The 20,874-nt window shown below is 64.4% G+C and carries 21 protein-coding genes and 1 pseudogene; 11 read left to right on the top strand and 11 right to left on the bottom strand.

Annotated elements, in window-relative coordinates:
* Positions 1 to 43: 43 nt before the first annotated feature.
* The 7 genes from TZ53_RS05375 (at position 44) to TZ53_RS05345 (ending at position 6,987) form a co-directional block, all read left to right on the top strand.
* Positions 44 to 1,180: an EstA family serine hydrolase gene (locus TZ53_RS05375; protein WP_025552203.1), complete on the top strand. Its 1,137-nt coding sequence runs from the start codon at positions 44 to 46 to the stop codon at positions 1,178 to 1,180.
* Entirely contained in the window at positions 1,177 to 2,772 is a 1,596-nt protein-coding gene (locus tag TZ53_RS05370) for a GMC family oxidoreductase (RefSeq protein ID WP_025551993.1), read from the top strand. The genes TZ53_RS05375 and TZ53_RS05370 overlap by 4 nt, the downstream gene beginning before the upstream one ends.
* A 43-nt stretch (positions 2,773 to 2,815) precedes the next feature.
* The gene (locus TZ53_RS05365) at positions 2,816 to 3,430 is read left to right on the top strand and encodes a TetR/AcrR family transcriptional regulator (RefSeq protein WP_025551994.1); all 615 of its coding nucleotides are present in this window, start codon (positions 2,816 to 2,818) and stop codon (positions 3,428 to 3,430) included.
* Between the two features lie 54 nt (positions 3,431 to 3,484).
* Positions 3,485 to 4,726, top strand: coding sequence for a cytochrome P450 (locus TZ53_RS05360; protein WP_025551996.1), 1,242 nt, complete (start codon positions 3,485 to 3,487; stop codon positions 4,724 to 4,726).
* Between the two features lie 21 nt (positions 4,727 to 4,747).
* Entirely contained in the window at positions 4,748 to 5,065 is a 318-nt protein-coding gene (locus tag TZ53_RS05355; RefSeq protein ID WP_025551998.1) for a 2Fe-2S iron-sulfur cluster-binding protein, read from the top strand.
* Positions 5,066 to 5,199: 134 nt separating this feature from the next.
* Complete coding sequence (locus TZ53_RS05350; protein ID WP_025552000.1) at positions 5,200 to 6,423, top strand: cytochrome P450; 1,224 nt, start codon at positions 5,200 to 5,202, stop codon at positions 6,421 to 6,423.
* A gap of 42 nt (positions 6,424 to 6,465) precedes the next feature.
* The gene (locus TZ53_RS05345) at positions 6,466 to 6,987 is read left to right on the top strand and encodes a MarR family winged helix-turn-helix transcriptional regulator (protein ID WP_044662872.1); all 522 of its coding nucleotides are present in this window, start codon (positions 6,466 to 6,468) and stop codon (positions 6,985 to 6,987) included.
* A 181-nt stretch (positions 6,988 to 7,168) separates the two neighbouring features.
* Here TZ53_RS05345 and TZ53_RS05340 read toward each other — a convergent pair whose 3' ends face one another.
* Positions 7,169 to 8,143: an SDR family NAD(P)-dependent oxidoreductase gene (locus TZ53_RS05340; protein ID WP_025552002.1), complete on the bottom strand. Its 975-nt coding sequence runs from the start codon at positions 8,141 to 8,143 to the stop codon at positions 7,169 to 7,171.
* On the opposite strand from TZ53_RS05340, the gene TZ53_RS26650 reads away from it, so the two are divergent.
* Complete coding sequence (locus TZ53_RS26650; protein WP_128830886.1) at positions 8,142 to 8,330, top strand: hypothetical protein; 189 nt, start codon at positions 8,142 to 8,144, stop codon at positions 8,328 to 8,330. The genes TZ53_RS05340 and TZ53_RS26650 overlap by 2 nt on opposite strands.
* Here the strand turns inward: TZ53_RS26650 and TZ53_RS05335 are convergent.
* A pseudogene (locus TZ53_RS05335) lies at positions 8,309 to 9,103 on the bottom strand (SDR family NAD(P)-dependent oxidoreductase). The gene TZ53_RS26650 and the pseudogene TZ53_RS05335 sit on opposite strands and share 22 nt — an antisense overlap.
* Positions 9,104 to 9,114: 11 nt before the next feature.
* Complete coding sequence (locus TZ53_RS05330) at positions 9,115 to 9,729, bottom strand: EthD family reductase (protein WP_025550578.1); 615 nt, start codon at positions 9,727 to 9,729, stop codon at positions 9,115 to 9,117.
* Between the two features lie 83 nt (positions 9,730 to 9,812).
* Between TZ53_RS05330 and TZ53_RS25555 the strand changes: the two genes are divergently transcribed.
* Together TZ53_RS25555 and TZ53_RS05320 are read left to right on the top strand one after the other, a co-directional pair.
* Entirely contained in the window at positions 9,813 to 10,442 is a 630-nt protein-coding gene (locus TZ53_RS25555) for a TetR/AcrR family transcriptional regulator (protein WP_025550580.1), read from the top strand.
* Positions 10,443 to 10,580: 138 nt separating this feature from the next.
* Positions 10,581 to 11,369 carry an SDR family oxidoreductase gene (locus TZ53_RS05320; RefSeq protein ID WP_025550582.1) on the top strand — a complete coding sequence of 263 codons (789 nt, stop codon included), beginning with the start codon at positions 10,581 to 10,583 and terminating at the stop codon, positions 11,367 to 11,369.
* 37 nt (positions 11,370 to 11,406) lie between these two features.
* On the opposite strand, the gene TZ53_RS05315 is transcribed toward TZ53_RS05320, so the two are convergent.
* Entirely contained in the window at positions 11,407 to 12,309 is a 903-nt protein-coding gene (locus tag TZ53_RS05315) for an NADP-dependent oxidoreductase (protein ID WP_025550584.1), read from the bottom strand.
* Between the two features lie 169 nt (positions 12,310 to 12,478).
* Between TZ53_RS05315 and TZ53_RS05310 the strand changes: the two genes are divergently transcribed.
* On the top strand, positions 12,479 to 13,417 hold the full coding sequence (locus tag TZ53_RS05310; RefSeq protein ID WP_025550586.1) for an SDR family NAD(P)-dependent oxidoreductase: 939 nt from the start codon (positions 12,479 to 12,481) through the stop codon (positions 13,415 to 13,417).
* On the opposite strand, the gene TZ53_RS05305 is transcribed toward TZ53_RS05310, so the two are convergent.
* From TZ53_RS05305 to TZ53_RS05275, 7 genes are all read right to left on the bottom strand, one after another.
* On the bottom strand, positions 13,414 to 14,496 hold the full coding sequence (locus TZ53_RS05305; protein ID WP_044660655.1) for a phosphotransferase: 1,083 nt from the start codon (positions 14,494 to 14,496) through the stop codon (positions 13,414 to 13,416). The two genes, TZ53_RS05310 and TZ53_RS05305, sit on opposite strands and share 4 nt — an antisense overlap.
* Positions 14,497 to 14,773: 277 nt before the next feature.
* Positions 14,774 to 15,385, bottom strand: a complete 612-nt coding sequence (locus TZ53_RS25550; protein WP_025550590.1) for a TetR/AcrR family transcriptional regulator — start codon at positions 15,383 to 15,385, stop codon at positions 14,774 to 14,776.
* A gap of 41 nt (positions 15,386 to 15,426) precedes the next feature.
* Complete coding sequence (locus TZ53_RS05295) at positions 15,427 to 15,819, bottom strand: SMP-30/gluconolactonase/LRE family protein (RefSeq protein WP_044660654.1); 393 nt, start codon at positions 15,817 to 15,819, stop codon at positions 15,427 to 15,429.
* Between the two features lie 164 nt (positions 15,820 to 15,983).
* Complete coding sequence (locus TZ53_RS05290) at positions 15,984 to 16,988, bottom strand: phytanoyl-CoA dioxygenase family protein (RefSeq protein ID WP_025550594.1); 1,005 nt, start codon at positions 16,986 to 16,988, stop codon at positions 15,984 to 15,986.
* A gap of 85 nt (positions 16,989 to 17,073) precedes the next feature.
* Complete coding sequence (locus tag TZ53_RS05285) at positions 17,074 to 19,398, bottom strand: TonB-dependent receptor (protein ID WP_025550595.1); 2,325 nt, start codon at positions 19,396 to 19,398, stop codon at positions 17,074 to 17,076.
* An 81-nt stretch (positions 19,399 to 19,479) separates the two neighbouring features.
* Positions 19,480 to 19,911 (bottom strand): carboxymuconolactone decarboxylase family protein, encoded by a 432-nt coding sequence (locus tag TZ53_RS05280; protein WP_025550596.1) that lies wholly within the window; start codon positions 19,909 to 19,911, stop codon positions 19,480 to 19,482.
* Positions 19,908 to 20,762 carry an SDR family NAD(P)-dependent oxidoreductase gene (locus tag TZ53_RS05275; RefSeq protein ID WP_025550597.1) on the bottom strand — a complete coding sequence of 285 codons (855 nt, stop codon included), beginning with the start codon at positions 20,760 to 20,762 and terminating at the stop codon, positions 19,908 to 19,910. The genes TZ53_RS05280 and TZ53_RS05275 overlap by 4 nt, the downstream gene beginning before the upstream one ends.
* Between the last annotated feature and the right edge of the window lie 112 nt (positions 20,763 to 20,874).

Raw genomic sequence — 20,874 nt, 5'->3', positions numbered from 1 at the left:
ACTGGCGCCGACGCCATGGCAAGCAGGAAAGGCGATTGGAAGGATGACGAAGGTCAACGACGCGGTTCAGAACGTGCTGGACCAGCTTGTCGCGGAGGGCAAGGAAATCGGCATTCAGGTCAGCGCCTGGCTGGGCGAGGAACAGATTGTCGACTGCTGGGCGGGCCTTGCCGATGCCGCCACGGGCAGGCCGGTCGACGGCGACACGCTGTTCAACGTCTATTCCGTGTCGAAGGCGGTGACCGCCACCGCCCTGCATATCCAGGCCGAACGGGGCCTGGTCGAATATGATGCGCCCGTCGCCGCCTACTGGCCCGAATTCGCCCAGGCCGGAAAGGGCGACGTCACCCTCCGCCACGTCCTTTCCCATGTGTCTGGCGTGCTGCGCATGCCGCCCGACGTGACGCCCGAACTGATGACCAACTGGGACTGGATGTGCCGCCGCATCGCGGAGATGGAGGGGGTCTATCCCGCCGGCAGCCGTTCCTCCTACCAGTCGATGACCTTCGGCTGGATGGTGGGCGAAGTGGTGCGCCGGACCGATCCGAAACGCCGCCCCTTCGGCCAGTTCATCAAGGAGGAGATAGCGGACCCGCTGGGCGCCGCCGATCTGTGGATGGGCATAGCCGATGCCGTCGAACCCCGCATCGCCAGGCTGGACGCCGCCGCCGTCTATGTCGCCCCGGACAATAATATGATGCGGGAGGCGCAGCCCCTGATCGTCGACCTGATGCCCGATCCGTTCGAACGCCCCTATGTGCGCCGCGCCTGCATTCCGGCGGTCGGCGGCATCTTCAACGCGCGGAGCAACGCCCGTTTCTGGGCGATGCTGGCCAATGGCGGGCAGTTCAACGGCGTCCGCCTGCTGTCGGAGGAACGCGTCGCCAGCTTCGCCGCGCCGCGCCCGCATTTCGAGGACGCCGATCCCGTCTTCTTCGGCATGGTGGTGCCGATCGCCTGGTCGGGCTTCTGGCTGGGCGGCGCGGAAAATCCGCCCGTATCTGCCCCTCGCAACATGCGGGCGCTGTGCCATCCGGGCATGGGCGGCAATATCGGCTGGGCCGACCCCGACCTGAAGCTGGCGGTCGGCATCTGCCACAACCGCATGTTCGATACCGTCGATATTGCGGAAGACAGCCGCACCATCATTGGCGATGCCATCCGGGCGGCGCTCCGATGACCTATGATTATATCATCGTCGGCGGCGGCTCCGCCGGATGCGTGCTGGCCGACCGCCTGTCGGAAAATCCGGCGAACAGCGTGCTGCTGCTGGAGGCGGGGCCGGAGGACCGCAACCCCTTCATCCACATGCCGCGGGGCGCCGCAAAGCTCTACACCGACCCCCGCCATGTCTGGTATTTCCAGACCGAGGAGCATGAGGGCATTCCCGCCGAAACCTGGATACGCGGCAAGATGCTGGGCGGCTCCTCTTCCGTCAACGGCATGATGTATTTCCGCGGCCAGCCCGAAGATTATGACGGGTGGGAAGCGCTGGGCGCGAAAGGCTGGGGATGGAACCGGATCGGCGCGGCCTTCCGCGCGATGGAGGGGCATGAGCTGGGCGGCGACGCGCTGCGCGGGGGCGACGGGCCGCTGCGCATCTCGGTGGAACCGATGCGCGACCCGCTGACCGAAGCCTTCATCGCCGCGGGCGAGCAGATGGGCGTGCCCCGCGTCGACGATCTCAACCGGTCGGGTCGCGCAGGCGTCGGCTATACGCCGCGCACCATCTGGAAGGGCAAGCGGCAGAGCGCGGCCCAGACATTTCTGAAACGGGCGCGGGGCCGATCCAATCTGCACATCGTCACCGGCGCGATCGTCGACAGGGTCTTGTTCACCGGCCAGCGCGCAACCGGCGTCCGCGCCCATGTGAACGGCGTTGCCCGGGACTTCGCCAGCGGCCGCGACATCATCGTCAGCGCGGGCGCGCTGATGTCGCCGCAAATCCTCCAGCGCTCCGGCATCGGGGCGGCCGAACTGTTGCGCGACCTGGGCATTCCCGTCGTGGCGGACAGTCCGGGCGTGGGCGAACATATGCTGGAACACCGCCTGCTCTCCATGGTCTATGACCTTGCTGTTCCGCACAGCCAGAACAAGGAACTGGCCGGCCTGAAACTGGTCGGCAATGTGCTGCGCTATTATCTCACCCGCACCGGGCCGATGGCGGCGGGCTACGGCAATGTCGGCGCCTTCGCGACCGTGCTGCCGGAATCGGAGACGCCCGACATAGAGATATTGCTTTCCCCTGCCGTCGCGGCGCCGGACGCCAAGGGCAATATGGTCGCGGATGCAGCGCACAGCATCACCCTGTTCGGCTATCCGTTGCGCTCGCGCAGCGAAGGGTCCGTGCGGATCACGGCGGCCGATCCCATGGCCCCGGCGAAGATCCGCGCGGGCTATCTGACCGATCCCTATGATTGCGCGGTCACGGTCGCGATGCACCGCTATCTGCGCGACTGGATGTCCCGTCCCGCCATCGCGCCGATGATCGCGGGGGAGCGCGAGCCGACCCGATCGCTCCGGACCGACGATGAAATCCTCTCGGCCTTCCGCCAGATCGGCCAGGCGGGCTATCACGCCTGCGGCACCTGCCGCATGGGCGATTTCGACGATGCGGTGCTGGACGAAAAACTGCGCGTGAAGGGTGTCGACGGCTTGCGCGTCATGGATGGATCGATCATGCCTATGATGGTTTCGGCCAATACCAACGGGCCGATCATGGCGTCGGCATGGAACGCGGCCGACATTATCTTGGAGGGGCGCAATCGCTAAAATCCTGACAGACGAAACCGCCTCCGCCGAAGATGGCGGGCGCATGCGGCGGCGGCGGCGCACGCGCGAGGATGTGGTCCAGCGCATCTGCGACGCAGCGCGGCAATTGTTCGCGGAGCGCGGCTATGGCGGCACCACCACGCGGGAGATCGCGCGTCTGGCCGACGTCAGCGAAACCCTGCTGTTCCGCTATTATGGCGATAAGGCGGGACTGTTCAATGAAGTGGTGATCGCGCCGTTCGACGCGCTGATGGCCGACTTCGTCGAACTCCATCCCGATCCCACCGCGCCATTCCCCAGGCAGGCGGAAACGCGCCGCTTCACCCGGCAGGTCTATGAATTGTTCGAAGGCAATGAGGCGATGTTCCGCGCCCTGCTGGCCGGACCGCCAAGCGGCGGCGAGGATGCGGCGCCGGGCCTGCGCGGCCTTGCGCCCTTTTTCCAGCAATCGGTCGATCAGGTCCGTCAACGCTATGCGCTGGCGGGGATCGATCCGCCCTTCGACCTTGGCATCGGCGTGCGTCTGGGCTTCGGCATGATCGCCGCCAGCGTGATCCTGCGCGACGCGCTCTTCCCCGATCCGCCGGGCCGTGAGGCCGTGTTGGACGTGCTGGAGCAACTGATCGCCCAGTCGCTGGTGGGGCCGCCCATCGATTGACAGCCCGACTGGCCCGACTTATGTAGCATATGCTTCATAGGAGAGATTCCGGCCATGGAACCCGCCGTCAGAATTCAGGAATATGACGATCCGAGCTACGATCCGTTCAGCGCGGACGACATCAATTTCGGGGACACGCTCGATCCCTATGCGAAGATCGCGAAATGGCGGGCGCAGACCCCGGTGCTGGAAGGCGATTACCGCCCCAAAATGGGCCTGCAATCCGCCACTTACCCGGATCGCAAGATGTTCACGATCGTCGGTTCGGACGAGATATTGACGGTCCTGACCGACACCGACCGCTTTTCCAACCATGGCTACAGGTTCAACATCGGGGAAACCTTCGGCCAGGGCAGCATCAGCGTCATGGACAATCCCGAACATGGCCGCTGGCGGAAGATCTTCCAGAAAATATTCCTGCCCCAATATGTGAAAACATGGGGTGAAACCATTGTCGATCCGGTGGTTCATAAATTGATGGGCAGGTTCATGGGCACCGGCCGCGCCGACCTCATCGAACAATTCACCCTGCTTTATCCTTTCGAGGTGATCTATCAGCAGCTCGATCTCCCGGAATCGGACGTACGCACCTTCCAGCGGCTGGCCATTGGCCAGACCGACTATATGCACATCGACAAGGCGCAGGAGGCATCGCGCAAGCTGGGCGAATATTTCACCGCGCTGGTGGACGAACGGCGGCGCAATCCGGGCGACGATCTGGTCAGCCTGCTCGCCAATACCGAAGTGGACGGCGATTATCTGCCGCCGCTGGTGCTGATCTCCTTCCTGCGGCAATTGATGAACGCGGCGGGCGACACCACCTATCGCGGGACCAGCGTGCTGCTGACCGCGCTGCTGGAAAATCCCGACCAGCTCGACGCCATCCGGGAGGATCGAAAGCTCATACCCGTCGCAATCGAGGAGGCGCTGCGCTGGGACGGCCCCGTCGCCGTGCAGCTTCGCATGGCGAAGCAGGATGTGGTGCTCGGCGGCGTCGAAATTCCGGCCGGATCGCTGCTCGACGTGGTGGCGGGCGCCGCCAATCGCGACCCGGCGATCTTCCCCGATCCCGACAAGTTCGACATCTTCCGCGAGCGCAAGGCGCACTTCTCCTTCTCGCGCGGACCGCATATCTGCGTCGGCCAGCATCTGGCGCGGGTGGAGATGACCCGCGCGCTGCATGCGGTGCTGGATCATCTGCCCAATCTGCGCTTCGACCCCGACAAGCCGCGGCCCGAGATACGCGGCTCGATGATGCGCGTGCCCAGGCATCTCCATGTCCGCTTCGGCGACTGATCTTCATCCAGGGGACCCAATATGCCAAATGTGATCGTCACCACCCGCGATGGCGCGGAAAGGGAAATTGCCGCCGAAACCGGACTGTCCTTGATGGAAGCGATCCGCGATGCCGGGATCGACGAGATGCTGGCGCTTTGCGGAGGATGCTGTTCCTGCGCGACCTGCCATGTGAAGGTCGACCCGGCCTTCTTCAGGCTGTTGCCGACGGTCAGCGAGGATGAAAGCGACCTGCTGGACAGTTCCGAACATCGCGACGAATATTCGCGATTGTCCTGCCAGATTCCTCTCACGGCGGAGCTGGACGGCCTGCGCATCGCGATTGCGCCGGAGGATTGAGAGGCGGCGACCGGCGGGAGCCGCGATCCATCGCATCTGTGAAATCCTGACCCATGCGCAGGCGCGGCCCTTGCCTCGCCTGCCCCCTGGGTCAAGACAGTTTCGGAGAGGGAAAACAGAGAATGAGCGCTGACATGACAAGCGTGGCTGAAGGCGAGCTGGCACCGCGTCCCGACCATGTACCGGCCGCGCTGGTGCGCGATTTCAACATCTACGATATTCCGGGGTCGGCAGAGGATGTGCAGGCGGCCTATGCCGCGATCCAGCAGGCCAATCCCGATATATTCTGGACCCCCCATAATGGCGGTCACTGGGTTGCAACCCGCAGCGACGACATCATCGCGATGCAGCGCGACTATCATCATTTCTCGCACAAGCACATCGTCCTGCCCCCGATGCCGGAAGGCACGCCGCGCCAGATCCCGCTGGAGATGGACCCGCCCGAACATGCGCGATACCGGCGCCCGCTGATGCAGTCGCTGATGCCTGCCGTGGTCTCCGAACTGGAGAGCAAGGTGCGCGATGTCGCGGTGGAGGCGATAGAGCGCGTGCTGCCGCGGGGCGAATGCGAATTCATCGAGGATTTCGCCAAGATCCTCCCCATCCACGTCTTCCTGGAACTGGTCGATCTGCCGATCTCCGACAAGCATCGCCTGTTGCCGATCGCGGAACGTTCGGTGCGCGGCCACACCGCCGAAATACGGTTGCAGGCGCAGCAGGAAATGGGCGGTTATCTGATAGATGAAATTCGCGCCCGTCGCGACAATCCCGGAGAGGATTTGCTGAGCAAGCTGGTCAACGTCAATGTCGGTGAAGGTCGGATTTCCGAAATGGAGGCCGTCAGTTACGCAACGCTGGTGTTGTTCGGCGGGCTCGACACCGTGGCCGGCATGATTGGTTTCATCGCCCGTTTCCTGGCCCTGAATCCAGGTCATCGCCGTCAGTTGGTCGAGCGGCTGGATGATGAGGATTTCATCAAGCATGCGATTGAGGAGATGATTCGTCGTCACGGTCTGGCCAATACGTCCCGCGTGATCACCGAGAACCTCGAATATAAGGGCGTATATTTCCAGGCGGGCGACCGCATATTGCCCGCCAATCTCTGGGTCGGTACGGACGACCGGGTGAACGCAGATCCGCTGGTGGTGGATTTCAGCCGTGAAAAGCCGGTGCACGCGGCGTTCGGAAACGGAGCCCATGCCTGTCCGGGCGCAGTGCTGGCGCGGCGGGAAATTCGCATTTTCCTCCAGGAATGGCTGAGCCGCATTCCGGATTTTCGCATCAAGCCGGGAACGAAGCCGGTACTGGCGACGGGCATGGTCAACGGTGTGCTCAGTCTGGACCTGTGCTGGCCCTGAGCCGCCGTCGATAGCTCCATGCCGGTGGAGGGCAGCGCGAACATGCCTCGCAAGCCTCTGGACCAACTCAACGCCGGCCGTTCCTTCTATGCACAGCGCATGCCCGAGATGGAGAGCGAGCATTTCGGGCCGCTCTGGCATTTGTTCACGGTCGGGCATCTGGTCACGACCGATCTGGACGGCATCGCGGGCAAGCTGGGATATAGTTTCGCTGATCTCGACCTTCTCGGCACGCTGGCGATCGATCAGGACATGCCGCACCGGGCGACCGATCTCGCCTCCACCCTCCATATATCCAATGCCGTGATCTCGACCAGGATCGCGCGCCTGGAAAAGGCGGGCGTGCTGAAGCGCCAGCGCAACCCGGAGGACCGACGGGTTTTCGACCTGGCGCTGACGCCGCCGGGACGCGCGCTCATCGAGCGAGCCATTGTCGACATTGCCGCGCAGTCGAAGCTGGTCCGCTTCTTCCGCCAACTCAGCCCCACCGACCGGCAGACCTTGTCCCGGCTGCTGGGCGACCTGCACCAGCGGTTCGACCGCGAATTCATCGGCGGGCTGTAGCACCGCCAGGTCTGGAGCGCGCTGCACTGAATCGGACGCGGGTCGCGCGCTCCAAATTCCGTTTCCGCATCCTTTCGGGCGGAAAACCGGTTCTCGCCCTTCGACAGGCTCAGAACAGGCTTTTCCGCCCGATGCTTTAGCCCGATGCCCGGTCCGCCAGCGACCGCGAGGCATGTTCCGGTCAGATCAGGCCTTGGCGGCGCGCCGCTTTGGCGACGGCGGTGAATTCATCATAGACGGTCAGAGGTTCATGAACGATGGCATCGTCCGTGACGCTGCCCCAGTGAGCGGCAATATCCTCCACGCTGGGCGGCATAGGCCCCATCGGCGCAACCCAGCCATCGGCGGCGCAGATGCGCACCTTCGCGTAACGGCCGCTATTCTGCGAATAGATGCCGTGGGTGGAAGTGCATTGTTCGCTGACCAGATAGACTGCCAGCGGCGTATTGAACGCCACTTCGATGCGGCCCTCGCTCGCGGCGTAATCGGCGCCTTGCACCGCCTCCGCAAAGGCGGGGATTTCCATGAAACCAGCGTCCATTTCCGCTGCCAGCCGGGATTGCGCGGTGGGCAGCAGCAGGTTCGACGTGATGCCATAGGCCGATCCCTCGATGGCGACGATATGGCTGAGGCCCATGAGGCCGCCCTTTGCCGCTGCGTAATTGGCCTGCCAGGCGTGGCCGAACATGGCGGATGCCGAACCGGTGAAAAGGAACCGGCCGTAGCCGTTTCGACGCATTGCGCGATAGGCGGGCTGGGCGACATAGATGGCCCCTTTCAGATGCACGTCGATGATCGCGTCGATCTGCTCATCGGTCAGATCTTCGAACCGGCCATTGCGCAGGAAGCCTGCATTGTTGATGCAGATGTCGACCTTGCCGAAGGCATCTAGCGCGGTCTGGACAATGGCCGCACCTCCCTGTCGCGTCGACACGCTGTCGTAATTGGCGACCGCTTCCCCGCCCTTGCCGCGAATTTCCTGGACCACCAGGTCCGCCGCATTATGCGATTGCCCCTGCCCCGATCCGCTGCCTCCCAGATCGTTCACGACGACCTTCGCGCCGCGCCGGGCAAGCTCCAGCGCGTAATCCTTGCCCAAACCGTTGCCTGCGCCGGTGATGATCGCCACGCGGCCGTCGAAACGCAAATCGGTCATGTCCATCCTCTTCTTCCATTCTCTTTCGGCCCATGCGTTCGTCACGCGCAAACAGGCGGTCATCCATGGCGAGCGGCAGCCGGGGCGATCCTATCCCTTCGCCCGACCGGCGCCAGCATGGGCAAGAAAGATCGGCTATTCGATGAAAACAGGCGTCAGGGGTACTCAGTTTACGCTCTGGACCTGACCGCCGTCCACGCGGACATTGGCGCCGGTCATGTATCCGGCATGCGGGCTCGCGATCATGCAGACGACATGGGCGATCTCCTCGACCCGGCCGATGCGGCCGACGGGGATCGGCGTCAACTCGCGAGCGGCGCGGGCTTCTGCTTCCTCCAGGGAAATGTCGCCCCAGCCCATGTTCCGCTTGAGATTGCCGAGCCATGCCTCGACTGCCGGAGTGAGGATCATGCCGGGGCTGACACTGTTCGCGGTGACGCCGCAGGGTCCCAGTGCCTTCGCCAGGCTGACGGTCATGTTCAGCATGGCCGCCTTGGCCGCGCCATAATCCGGGCCGAAGGCGATGGGCTGCGTGGCCGCGGCACTGGCGATGTTGATGATGCGGCCCCATCCTTTCGCCTGCATCGCGGGCAGAAGCCGCCGGATCATCCGCGCGGCGGCAATGGCGTTGAGCTGATAGGTACCCTCCCAACCCTCTTCGTCCACCTCCGTTCAATGCATGGCAGAGGTGCCCACGGCGCCGCCGGCATTGTTCACCAATATGTCGACCTCCCCGACTGCCTTCGCCACCGCGTCCGCCCCTGCATCGGTGGAAAGATCGCCAATCGCCACGCAGACGCCGCGGCCAATCGAATCCGCCACGGCACGCGCCTTTTCCGCATCGCGGCCATGCACAATCACGGCGCAGCCTTCCGCCGCCAATAGTCGGGCTATGCCCGCGCCGATGCCGGAACTGCTGCCCGTCACCAGCGCGCGCTTGTCTGCCAGTCCAAGGTCCATGCCTGCCTCTCCTATGCTTTCACGATATGCTCGATGGCGATCATGGTCGCGTAATCGCTGACGAACTCGGCCACGTCCGCCGTAATCACGGCGATGTCCTCCGGGCTTCTGAACAACCCGTCGCGCAGCGCCGCTTCGCTTGGAAAATGAAGATGGGCCATGCCGAACCAGGGAACCGCCGGCGAAAAACGATCCTGCACATAGCGGTTCATGCCGACATGGATTTCGCAGGCGAGCGGGATATGTTCGTTCCAGTGCCGTTCCACATCCTGTCGTGGCAAAGCTTCGATGGCGCGGATGAAGGAAAGCTGGGAAAGGCCCGGCGTGATGCCGATCGGCAAGCGCGCAGCCGCTGCCTTGCCGACGATCTGGGCGGAGGAGCGCACCTCCACGTCTTCCCAATCGGAGCGGATGCTGTGGGCATCGAGCGCGGCGTCGGACCAAAGTTCGATCACCGCATCGTAAACCGGCGGCGTCGGAACACCGCCGGGCTCAGCCGGAGCATTCAGCCCTTTATGCACGACGATCCGCTCGGCCGCCTTGGCCCAGGTCTGCGCCGCGGCCCATTCGGGCGCGGATGCGGCCATGACGGACCGCGGTCCGCGCAAAAGGATGACCCGCTTCATCTTGCCCTCTCCCTGATCGCTCTTGCGCGACCGACTCGCATTTAATAAAATAAACGGTATAGTTTTATTTCGATGGAGCAAGCGTGCCCGGCGAAGACATCACAAGACCGCGCCGGGGGAGGCCGACCAATGCGGATGCGCCGGTGCGCGAGGCCGGACTGATCGAGGCAGCGGCGCGCGCCTTTCTGATGCACGGCTATGCCGGCGCGAGCATGGACCATATCGCCGCCGTCGCCAGGGTCAGCAAGGCGACAATCTATGCCCGCTTCAACAACAAGGCCGCGCTGTTCGAGGCCGTCGCCCTCCACAGCGTCGCGTCCATGCGCAGCGATGTGCGAAGCATCGCGACCGAGGGGCGGGAACCCGCCGGGGTGCTGACGGACTTCGCCCTTCGCATCACCGGCGAAGTGGCGGAGGCGGAGCGGATCGCCCTGCTCCGTCTCGCCATCGCCGCGAAGGAACGCTTCCCCGACATAGCCAAGCGGCTGCACGGCCATATCGCTGATACGGTGGCGCCGATAACCGCCTATCTCACCCATTTGCGGGAGGCGGGGTACGAGATCGACGATCCCGCCCAACTGGCCCAGCACTTCATCAATCTGGCCAATGGGGGGCTGCGTTTCCTCCTGACCGACGACTTCACGGACGAGGCGTTTCGGCAGCAATGGGCGACCCGCGTGGTCGCATTGTTCCTGCGAGGGATAGAGCGCTGAGCGGCAGACGGCATCCATGTCGATAGGGACATGCATCAAGCATGCATTGTTTACGCGCTTCTCCCCCCTCCGATTGTCGACCTCGCGCTTTTCTGAGACGTCTGGGGGCGAGTGGGCGAGTGGGCGAGGAGACGGCATATGAGGCGCTGGCTGATCACAGGCATTTCGAGCGGCATCGGCGCGGCGTTGGCGAAAGCCGCTCTGGCGCGGGGCGACCATGTCACTGGCGCCGCCCGCGACGCGCAAGCGATCAGCGCATTCGAAGCGGAGGGCGCAGGCCGCACCAGGGGAATCGTCGCGGACATGAGCGATCCCAGGCAGGTTTTGAGGCTTGCATGCGAAGCGCTGGCGGCCGGGCATGTGGACATATTGGTCAACAATGCCGGGCAGAGCCTGTTCGGCGCGGTCGAGGAGGTCGATCTGGATGATGCGCGCGGGCTGTTCGAGGTCAATTTCTTCAGTCCCTGGGCATTGACCCAGGCGCTGCTGCCGCATTTCCGCTCGCGCGGATCGGGCACGATCGTTCAATTGTCGTCGGGCTGCGGTCTGAACGGCACGCCCGGCCTCGGCGCTTACTGCGCGAGCAAATTCGCGCTGGAAGGCTTGACCGAAACGCTGGCGCTGGAGGTTGCAGCCCTGGGCATCCGCACCATGTTGGTCGAGCCGGGCGCGATCGCCACCCGCTTCATCAGCCATGGCACGCGCGAGGCGCAGCTCCGCATTGCCGATTACGGCTTTCTGTCGGGGCAGGGCAAGACGGTGCTGGACGGCTATTACGCCACCGCCGCCAGCCCGCCGGAAGCGGTGGCGGAGGCGATATTGGCGGCGCTGGACGGCGAAACGCTGCCCCTGCGCCTGCCGGTGGGAGAGGATATGCGCGGGGCGCTGGCGCAAAAGGCATCGGCGCTGGCTGCGCTGGCCGGTTGACGATGCGGCACTGAAGACTGCGCTATCGCAAGGATTTTCAGTTCGTCAGGATGACCTTGCCGTTCAATCCGCCCGCATCGACCAGCCGCTGCGCTTCCGCCGCTTGATCGAGCGGCAGGATGCGGGCGATGGGCACGGCGATCCTGCCCTGCGCGACGGCGGCGCCCAGACGGACGGCGTCGGGACCGCTCGGGACGACCGCGAAAAATTCTGGCGCAGACGGCAATTCGTCGCTCGGGATCGGCGTGGTGGCGGCGGTCAGCACCCGGCCGCCGGGCTTCAGATGCCGGCAAAGCGCGCCGACTGCTTCGCCGCCCACAGTGTCGATGACATGATCGAAGGACGCGCCGCTCCAATCCTCCTTGCCCAGGGCGATCACATCGTCAGCACCCAGAGCGCGCACAGCCTCGACATGAGCGGCGCGGACGGCGGCGGTCACATGGACGCCCCGCTCCTTCGCCGCAAACAGGGCGAAACGGCCGACGGCGCCCAGCGCGCCCGTCAGCATCAGCCTCTGGCCCGCCTGAAGGTCCAACCCGCGTTCGACCATCTGCAATCCGGTCAGGCCAGCGGTAGGTATCGCGGCGGCGGTCGGCAGATCGAGGCCATCGGGCACCGGCGCCAGATGATCGGCGGCCACGGCGACCTGCTCGGCATAGCCGCCCTTGCGAAACGGATCGAGCATGCCGAAGACGCGGGCGCCGGGCGCAAAGCCCTCCCCGCCGATGACTTCGCCCGCCACGTCATAGCCCAGGACATGAGGGAAACCGACAGGCGCGAAGCTTTCGAACAGGCCCGCCCGCCATTTGCCGTCCGCCGGATTGACGGCCGCGGCCAGGATGCGCACCAGCGTTTCCCCCTGCTTGGGCTGCGGTGGCGGCAGATCGGCAGGTTCCAACACCTCCGGGCCGCCATGGCGGTTGATCACGATCGCCTTCACCCCTGCATCTCCTTCATTCGGCCAGGATCATCGACGCGCTCCGTTGGCGCTGATCTTGTGGCGAAGCCGGGCATCGGCGGGAAGCATGTCAGGCGCAATCATCACGTCGGTGATTAGGGTCTTAAGGTGCCAGCGGCTACTCTCCCGGCACAATTGATGGGAGCAGGATATGCAGAGACTGAAGGGCAAGGTGGCCGTCGTGACCGGCGCGGGCCGCAATATCGGCCGGGCCGAAGCGATGCTGCTGGCGGAGCAGGGCGCGAAGGTCGTCGTCAACGATCTGGGCGGCGGCCCTTATGGCACGGAGAGCGGCGACGCATCGCTGGTTGAAACCGTCGCGCAGGAGATACGCGACGCGGGTGGCGAGGCGATCGGCCAATATTCCAGCGTGGCGACCCGCGAGGGCGGCGAGGCGGCGGTGCAGGCGGCCATCGATGCCTTCGGCCGGATCGACATTCTGGTCAACAATGCGGGGATCGTCCGCCCGGCGCGGATAGACCGGATGACGGACCAGGACTGGAATCTCTGCATGGACGTCAGTCTGACGTCGAGCTTCTTCACCTGCCGCGCCGCGGCGGCGCATATGATCGCGCAGCGGTCCGGCGTAATCGTCAATACGGGGTCGCCATCGGGCTTCGGCCATTGGGGCATGGCCAATTATTCCGCCGCCAAGGAAGGCCTTCTGGGCTTCACCCGCACCATTGCGCGCGACCTGGGGGAATTCGGCATTCGCGCCAATCTGATCCGCCCGGTGTCGCATCTGACGGGCACGCATACGCCGGAAATCGACGAGACCATCGCTGAATCGGCGCGGCTTGGCATTCCGCTGCTGTGGAACAAGCCGATGGCGCAGCCGCGCATGACCGCCCTGCCCGCCCATGTCGCGGCGCTGGTCGTATGGCTGTGCACCGATGCCGCCTCCCATGTCAGCGGGCGGGACTTCTACATCCAGGGCGACGAAGTGGCCCTGATCCCCGAACCTGAAGCGATCCGCACCAGCATCCATCCCGGCGGCTGGACGCTGGACGCGTTCGACGAGCAGGCGAACCGCGACTATCTGTTCGGCTCGATCCAGAACCGGTTCGTGCGAACGCCTGATCCGGTTTAAAGCGGACCAACCGGCGGGGCGGCATGATCGACCGCCGCCCAGCCGAAACGCGGCGCGGTGGCGGCGTTATTCTCCTCCGCCTGCCATTCGACCGGATTCACCATCCAGTAGAACAGGCCATAGACGATATGCGCGCGGATGGCGCGCCATGCCTCTTCCTCGGACGGCGGATGGGCCACGCCATGGCGGGCCAGCGCGGCAAGATAGCCCGCGACCAGATCCCTCTCCCAAGCCCGCCGGTCCAGCGGATCGAGCGCGGAGATGTAGAAATAGGTCACGTCCTGCGCCCAATGGCCGCGACGCGTGGTCTGCCAGTCGAGGAAGCCCGGCCGCCCCTCGCGGGTGAGATACATATTGCCCAGATGCGCGTCGCCATGGATGACGCAACGCGGACCCTGCTCCCCGAAAAGGCGCAATTCCTGCAGCGCCGCATGAACCCCCTCCCGGTCGCGGCAAGCCGCCGGAATGCCGAGCGACCGGGGCAGCCCCATATAATGCGCCCATGTTTCGGGCTGGAGCTGACCGCGCCCGAAATCGCCCCAGGCTTCGTCCGGCAATGGATCATGGCGCATCAGCCAGCCAAGATCGCCATCGTCCTCCAGCGCGGGACTGTTCCACCAGCGCGCGTGCAACGCGGCCATGTCGTCCAGGAAAGCGGCGGCCTGATCGCGGGTCAGCGGCTGCTGCACGCGGCAGATATGGGCGCCGGTCGGTCGCAGATCCTCCATGACCACCATCCCCTGATCGGCATTCGCCGCGGCGTAGAGGATTTGCGGCAGCCCCAGCAGCAGGCGCGGCGCCAGCTCCGCGAAAAAGCGCGCCTCCGTCTGGTAGCAGAATTTCACCAGCTCCCGATGCTCGGCAAGACCCGCCTTGATGCACAAGGCCCGCGGCAGGCCATGGCCCCGCCCGGCGTCATTATAGGTCGCCGTCACCATCATCTTGGTGCCCGTGCCCCAAAGGATTTCGTGGACGTCGAGCCTCTCGACCCGCGTTCCGGGATAGCGCGGTGCCAGAGCTTCGCCCAGCCAGGAGGCGGTGACGTCTTCAGGGACCAACGGCAACCATGGTTCTTTCATGCAGCCTCCTCCATATGCAGCTTCGATAACAGGCAGGCGACCAGATGCCCGACGAGCGTTTGCAGCAAGACATGCCCTTCCCCGTCATCGCAGCGCCGGCGGGGAATTCGGCGTCCATGGAGCGCTTGACCCCGGCGGAAAATAAGGTTCGCATGGGATGGTCCGGCAGATCGCAACATAGCCTAAGAAATCCCGCCCAGGGCTGAGGGAGCCGCCGACGCGCCCGGTGCCGGCCACAGCCGTTCCCGGCCATCCGCGATCGGAGCAAGACCCTGCTTCACATTCCCTTCACGCCCTGAAGAACCAGTCTGACGATGGCGGCGACGTCCATGTGCAGATTGTCCGTACCCACCAACAGGCGATGCATCGGCGCCAGCACGGCGAGGTCGTAGAGGAAGCAGGCGGCCCTATCCGGATCGCGTACACCGCAATTGAGGAGAGGCTGGCGCAGCATGGCCTGCGCCTGCGTCAGCCCGTTCCGGTTCGCCGCCAGTGCCAGCGCAGGCAGATTTGTCGCCTCCGCCACCAGCAACCGGTACATGGCGAGCGCATCCTCGTCCGTGGCCATCGCGTTGAGGGCACCGACCATGCGGGTCAATATCGCCTCATCGCTCGCGGCTTCGCGGCCGATCCGCTCGATCATGGCGAAACGGCGGGCGATGAACTGCTCCAGAACCGCTTCGAGAACCGCGCGCTTGTCCGGAAAGCCGGCATAGAGGGTCCTTTTCGACATGCGCGCCAGCGCGGCAATGGCGTCCATCGACGTGCCGGAAAAACCCTCCCGCCGAAACAGATGCGCCGCGGCGTCGAGAATGCGGGAGCGAGCGTCCAGCACATCCAGTTGCGGGGGCATGACACGCCCGACTATCGCATCATCGTCGGCCGTCACGGCTGCTGGGTCAGATCGGGGTCGAAGTCTTGCCGAATGGGTCATGACCGGTGTTCGTCCCTCATGCCACGAAAGCGAGCGGCAGGCCCGGCCCCGGGCGAACGGCCGCGCAGCAGCCGACCCGTTCCGGCTGCCGTGATCCAGACATCCCGGCCATTCTCGGCGCCGAAGGCGATGTTCGTCACCATGCGATCATCGATCGGCATGTCGCCGCGCAGGCCGATGGCGGGATCGACGATGGTGATACCGCCTCGCCCAATGGAGACGATGCAGACATGCCCGCCCGCCTCCACCGCGAAGCTGTCCGGCATGATGTGGCCCGACGCCGTGGCGGCGACTTCGCCGCTGAGGCGCCCATCGCCCAATTCCACCACCAGCGCCGATCCATCGGAAAGCGCCACCGGCCTTTCCGGAATCAGAAGGCCGCTTGCCATGACCTCCACGAACCTCTCCCATGCCTGCTGCCCTGTTCGACAGTCAGGTAGAGAGGATCGATCCCGTTCGGGCAACGGCTTTCACACAGGCGCCGACAATGCATCACAAGTCCGTACGACCGGCCTTATGGCGCCGGGACGTGCCGGCTGTTCCGCGGGATGTTTCAGTGCTGCGGACGGATGAACATGGCGGTGCCGTGGTCGGATGCGACATAAACGGGATCACCGATCTTCACCAGTTGCGGGATTTCCTCCAGCGCCAGCGGCATGCCCGTCAGCCGTCCTCGGGTTATCCGGCAGAAACTGTCCTCATCGATGCGGAAGGTGCGCTGTTCCCCCTCCTTCGTTTCCACGGCGATGGCGCAGGCGTCGAGCGCGGCGACCGTGCCGACGGTCGGGATATTGCCCGATTTCGGCATGCCGCGAATATCCATCGACAGGCGGAAATGGCGGTCGGACCGGTTGGCAAGTCCGCTATGGGGCGTTTCCAGGCTGAACACCAGCAGGTCGCCGGGTTGGTAGAGGGCGCGGCACCAGGCATCGGCCGGGATCACATCGTCGCCTATGCCCTGGGGCGGCCGGGGAAAATCATTCATCCGGGGACGGTGCAACCCTTCGGCAACAGCCAGGCCGCCCGTCTCCTCATCGATTGGAGCGAGCGGCATCCAGCAGATTTTCAGTGGCAGCCCCTTGTTGTTGGGACCATCGCAATGGACGAAGTTGAACCGCGAGTCCGGCCGACCCGTGCCCGGCGGCAGCGCGTGATATTCGGTATTGGGCACCCAGAAGACCTCTTCCCCGAACAGCTCCTCGAAAAAGGCGCGGATCGCGGGCTCCGCGACGAATTGATCCCGCGGATAGCGCGCCAGCAGCGGATCGGTGGCCGGCGTGCCGTCGTTGCGGATCGGAAAATCGTCGAGCGGTGCGCCATTATACACGGCCGCGTCGTCGCGCGCAGGGTCGACGACTCCCAGGTCGCGCAAGACATCCAGGTAGACGGCGCGCAACCGGCCGACAGCATCCCTGTCCAGCACGTCGCGGAAGAACCAGTAGCCGTCCCGATCCCATGCGGCATCCAGCGCCGCGCGATCGCCCAGCAGATGATTGGCGGTCCTGAGCTCGCGCATTGGCGGGGTATCAGGCGAGGTGGAAGTAATCATGTCGGCCATGTCCGGTCTTCCCATAAACGTCGGGCCAGGCCGACCCGCATCCGTCCCGCGAAACAGGACGGATGCGGGGCAGCCGCCCCTTTTTTCAGAAATGATAGCGCAGGGTCACGCCATAAGTCCGCGGCAGGCCGGGCGTGTGGCTGGTGTAGCCCAGGCTGTCGAGGTTGATGAGCAGGAAGTCGTATTTCTTCTTGGTCAGGTTGTTGACATAGAGGGCGAGGTCTAAGCCCGATCCCATGACCCGGTTCCAGCTCGCGTCCAGATTCACCAGATTATAGCCCTCTGCATCCGTATAGCCCGGCACAACCGTATCGTTCCCGACATAATCGTCGGTATGATAATAGCTGATCCCGATGGACGCATCGCCCTGAGAACTGTCCAGCGGTGCGAGCAGCCGCGCGCCCAGCGTGTAGACATTGCGCGGCGCGCGGGCGAAGGGATCGTTGCTGTGGTCGCTGCCGTCCGGATAGATGAACTTCGTGAACTTCGCGTTGGTATAGGCATAGTTGGCCGACAGTTCCAACATGGACACCGGACGGAACAATATGTCCGCTTCGATGCCCCAGATGCGCGCCTTGCCCGCATTGGTCGTGACAGTGGTGGGGGGCAAGGCCAGCGGATCGGTCAGCAACCGCTGGATGTCGTTATATTTGGCGTAATAGGCGGCCAGATTGGTGCGCAGGAACATGCCGCCCATGCGCCAGTCGGCCTTCACCCCCAATTCGACATCGTCCACCGTTTCCGGCCTGAAGGTCCGGCGCAGCCCGGCCTCGGTCGAGGCGCGGGCGCCGAAGCCGCCGGTGCGGTAGCCATGCCGGTGCGCAAGGTAGATCAGCTTGTCCTGCGCGATCTTATATTCCAGGCTGAGATTGTAGGTGACTTCGGAAAAGCTGTCGCCCACGTTCAACTCGCACTGCGAAAGCGGCACGGCGGTTTCCGGCGTCGCGGGATTATTGTCGAGGTCGCGGGTGAAACGGCATGCGGTGGCCGTGCGATTGCGGATCGTCGCCTCGCGCTTGTCTCGATTGTAGCGAACGCCGGCCGTCAGGCTCAGGCTGTCGTTGAAACGATAGGTGCCCTGCGCGAAAGCGGCGAAGCTGCGGTTGCGGCCCGCCACATCGGTATTGCTGAACGCAGCGGTGGGATAGCCGAAAATATCTTCCGGCTCGACCAGGCCCGGATCGACGCTGCCGACCGTGGAAAGACCCTGGTTGCGACCCTTTTCCCAGAAATAATAAAGGCCGGTGATCCAGTTGAAGTTTTCGGTTTCGCCCAGCAGTTGCAGTTCTTCCGAAAACTGCGCGGTCCAGTCTATCCGCTGCTGTGGATGCAGCGAATTCATGCTTCCATCCATATCGTCGAAGATGTTGTCCTTGACGTGACGATAGCCGACGATGTTCTTGACCGTCAGCATGTCGTTGAGCGGAATGGTCGTGGTGTTGGCGATGTCGTGCGTCTCCACCTTGGTGAAGATGTTCGATCCATTGGCGATGCGATAGGGGCCCCGCGCCTGCTGTTCGGCGAGCAATTGCTCCAGCGGGCGATAGCCACGCGCCGCGCGGACGGCGGCGCCGTTCAGCGATCCGGTGGAACGGACCTTGGCGAGAAAGCTTGCCGTGCCGCCATCGTCTTCGTGGAAATAATTATAGACGGTCAGCGATTCGACGCCGCTGTCGTTCTTCATCAGCACGGAGGCGCGCACACCCTCCTGCGCGGTGTCGTTGACGTTGCGGCCCAATATCTCGTCATAGACGAAGCCGTCGTCGCGCTGACGCTGGCCGGCGACGCGCACCAGTATATTGGGCGACAGGGGCACGTTCAGCATGCCCTCCACGATGAAGGTGTCCAGATTGCCGTAGGTGACGCCGACGCGGCCTTCGAAATTGTCGGTCGGCCGGTTGGGACGGATGATGATCGCGCCGCCGGTCGTGTTGCGGCCGAACAGCGTGCCCTGCGGCCCGCGCAGCACTTCCACCGATCCTATGTCGAACAGCGCGCCATTGACCCCCTGCGTGCGCGCAAGCACGATGTCGCCCATATAGGTGGAAACGGACTGGTCCGCGAGCAGGGTTAGTTCCTGCTGGCTGAGGCCACGGATCGCGAAATTGGGCAGCGAACGGCTGCCGCCCTGTCCGGGAACCGACACAAGGCTGGGGACCACGCGGCTGAGGCCCGCGACATTCGAAATATTGGCGCGCTCCAGCGTAGCGCCTGACACCGCACTGACGGAGAGCGGCACATCCTGCAACCGTTCCTCACGCCGCCGTGCCGTTACGACGATGTCGTCACTGCCGAAGGCGGCCTGCGCATGCTGGAGTTCCTGTTCGGGCGCCGCCTGCGCCGATGCAATTGCCGGAGCCGCTGAAAGCAGGCAGGCACAGGACGACATCCAGAAACTCGAGATTTTCATGACAACCTCCCCTGAAACATTGATGTTCGCTTTTGTTGTGAAATCGTGACCGCCTCGCCGCCGGGCCGGTCGGTTGCCTCGTCACAGCAGGCCGCGTTCCTCCGACGTCGGCAGATCTTCGGGCGATATGCCGGCCTCGCGCATGGCCATGATCACCGCTGTCTGGGCAGAGGCGATGCAGGGGAAACCGACATAGGGCGTCAGTTGGACCAGCAGCCCTTCCAGTTCCTCCACCGTCAGGCCATTGGCCAGGCCGATCTTGACATGGTTTTTCAGCTCCAGCGATTGACGCGACGCGATCAGCGCGGAGATGACGGCTATGCTCTTTTGCTTGCGGTTGATGCCTTCATGCCGCCAGGCATCGTGAAAGGCCCAGCCTGCCGCCATGCGGGTAATATCCGACCCGAAACGGTTCGATGTCGCGGCTTCGTTGAAGGCGCCGCCGAAGCGTTCGCCCATGACGCCAGTGATGAAGGCGACGCCCGATTCCTGTTTTTCATCCAGTTGGCTCATTGATTCGGTCCTTCTGTTCCCGCGTCGGCCGCCAGTTCCGCTTCGGCCAGGAAATGCGCGGCAATGGGGCCGATCCGCGTGACGCCACCGTCCACGGGCAGCAGAACGCCGGTGATGAAGCGCGCATCGTCGCTCGCCAGAAAAGCCACTGCCCTGGCGATGTCCCAAGCATCCCCTTCGATGCCCAGCGGCGCGATGGCCCGCCGCAATGTACGCAGACCTTCGGGCAGCACATGCATGGCATGGGGCGTCATGATATGGCCGGGCGCAACCGCGTTGACGCGGATGCCATCGCGGCCATGCAGGACGGCGATTTCGGCGGCAAGTTGCGCCATCGCCGCCTTCGACGGGCCATAGGCTATCGATCCATGGGCCCGTATCCCTGCGATGGAGGATATGTTGACGATCGATCCCCCGCCCGCCGCCTTCATGGCCGGTACGGCATGACGGATCATCAGCATCGCGCTTTTGAGGTTGACGTCGATGACCCGCGTCCAGCCGCTCTCGTCCGCCGCGTCCAATGCAACGGGATCGGATATGCCGACATTATTGACCAATATGTCGAGCCGCCCGGTATGCGCGACCGCCTGCTCCACGAAATGGCGGCAGTCGGCATCGACCGTGACATCGCCGGCCAGCGTGAAGGCCTGTCCACCGGCAGCATCGATGCGGCGGCGCGTTTCCTCCGCGCTTTCCCTGTCGCGGTCGACCAGCGCGACATGCGCGCCCTCCCCCGCCAGCAGCATCGCGATGGCGCGGCCGGTGCCGATGCCGTCGCCCTGGGTCCCCGCGCCCGTGACGATGGCCGAACGTCCCTTGAGGCGTGGATAGAATTTAGTGGGTTGCGGCATGGATCAGGCCCGGTCCTGCCTGGGCCCATCACGTGTCGGAAGACATGAAAATGCCGTCTCCGGCGCGCCTGTTGCGCGCCCGGCCATTTGCTCGATCATGCGAAACTCTCCC

The organism is Sphingobium sp. YBL2, from assembly GCF_000943805.1.
Classification (GTDB): Bacteria; Pseudomonadota; Alphaproteobacteria; order Sphingomonadales; family Sphingomonadaceae; genus Sphingobium; species Sphingobium fuliginis.
This window is presented reverse-complemented; position numbering and strand designations above follow the sequence as displayed.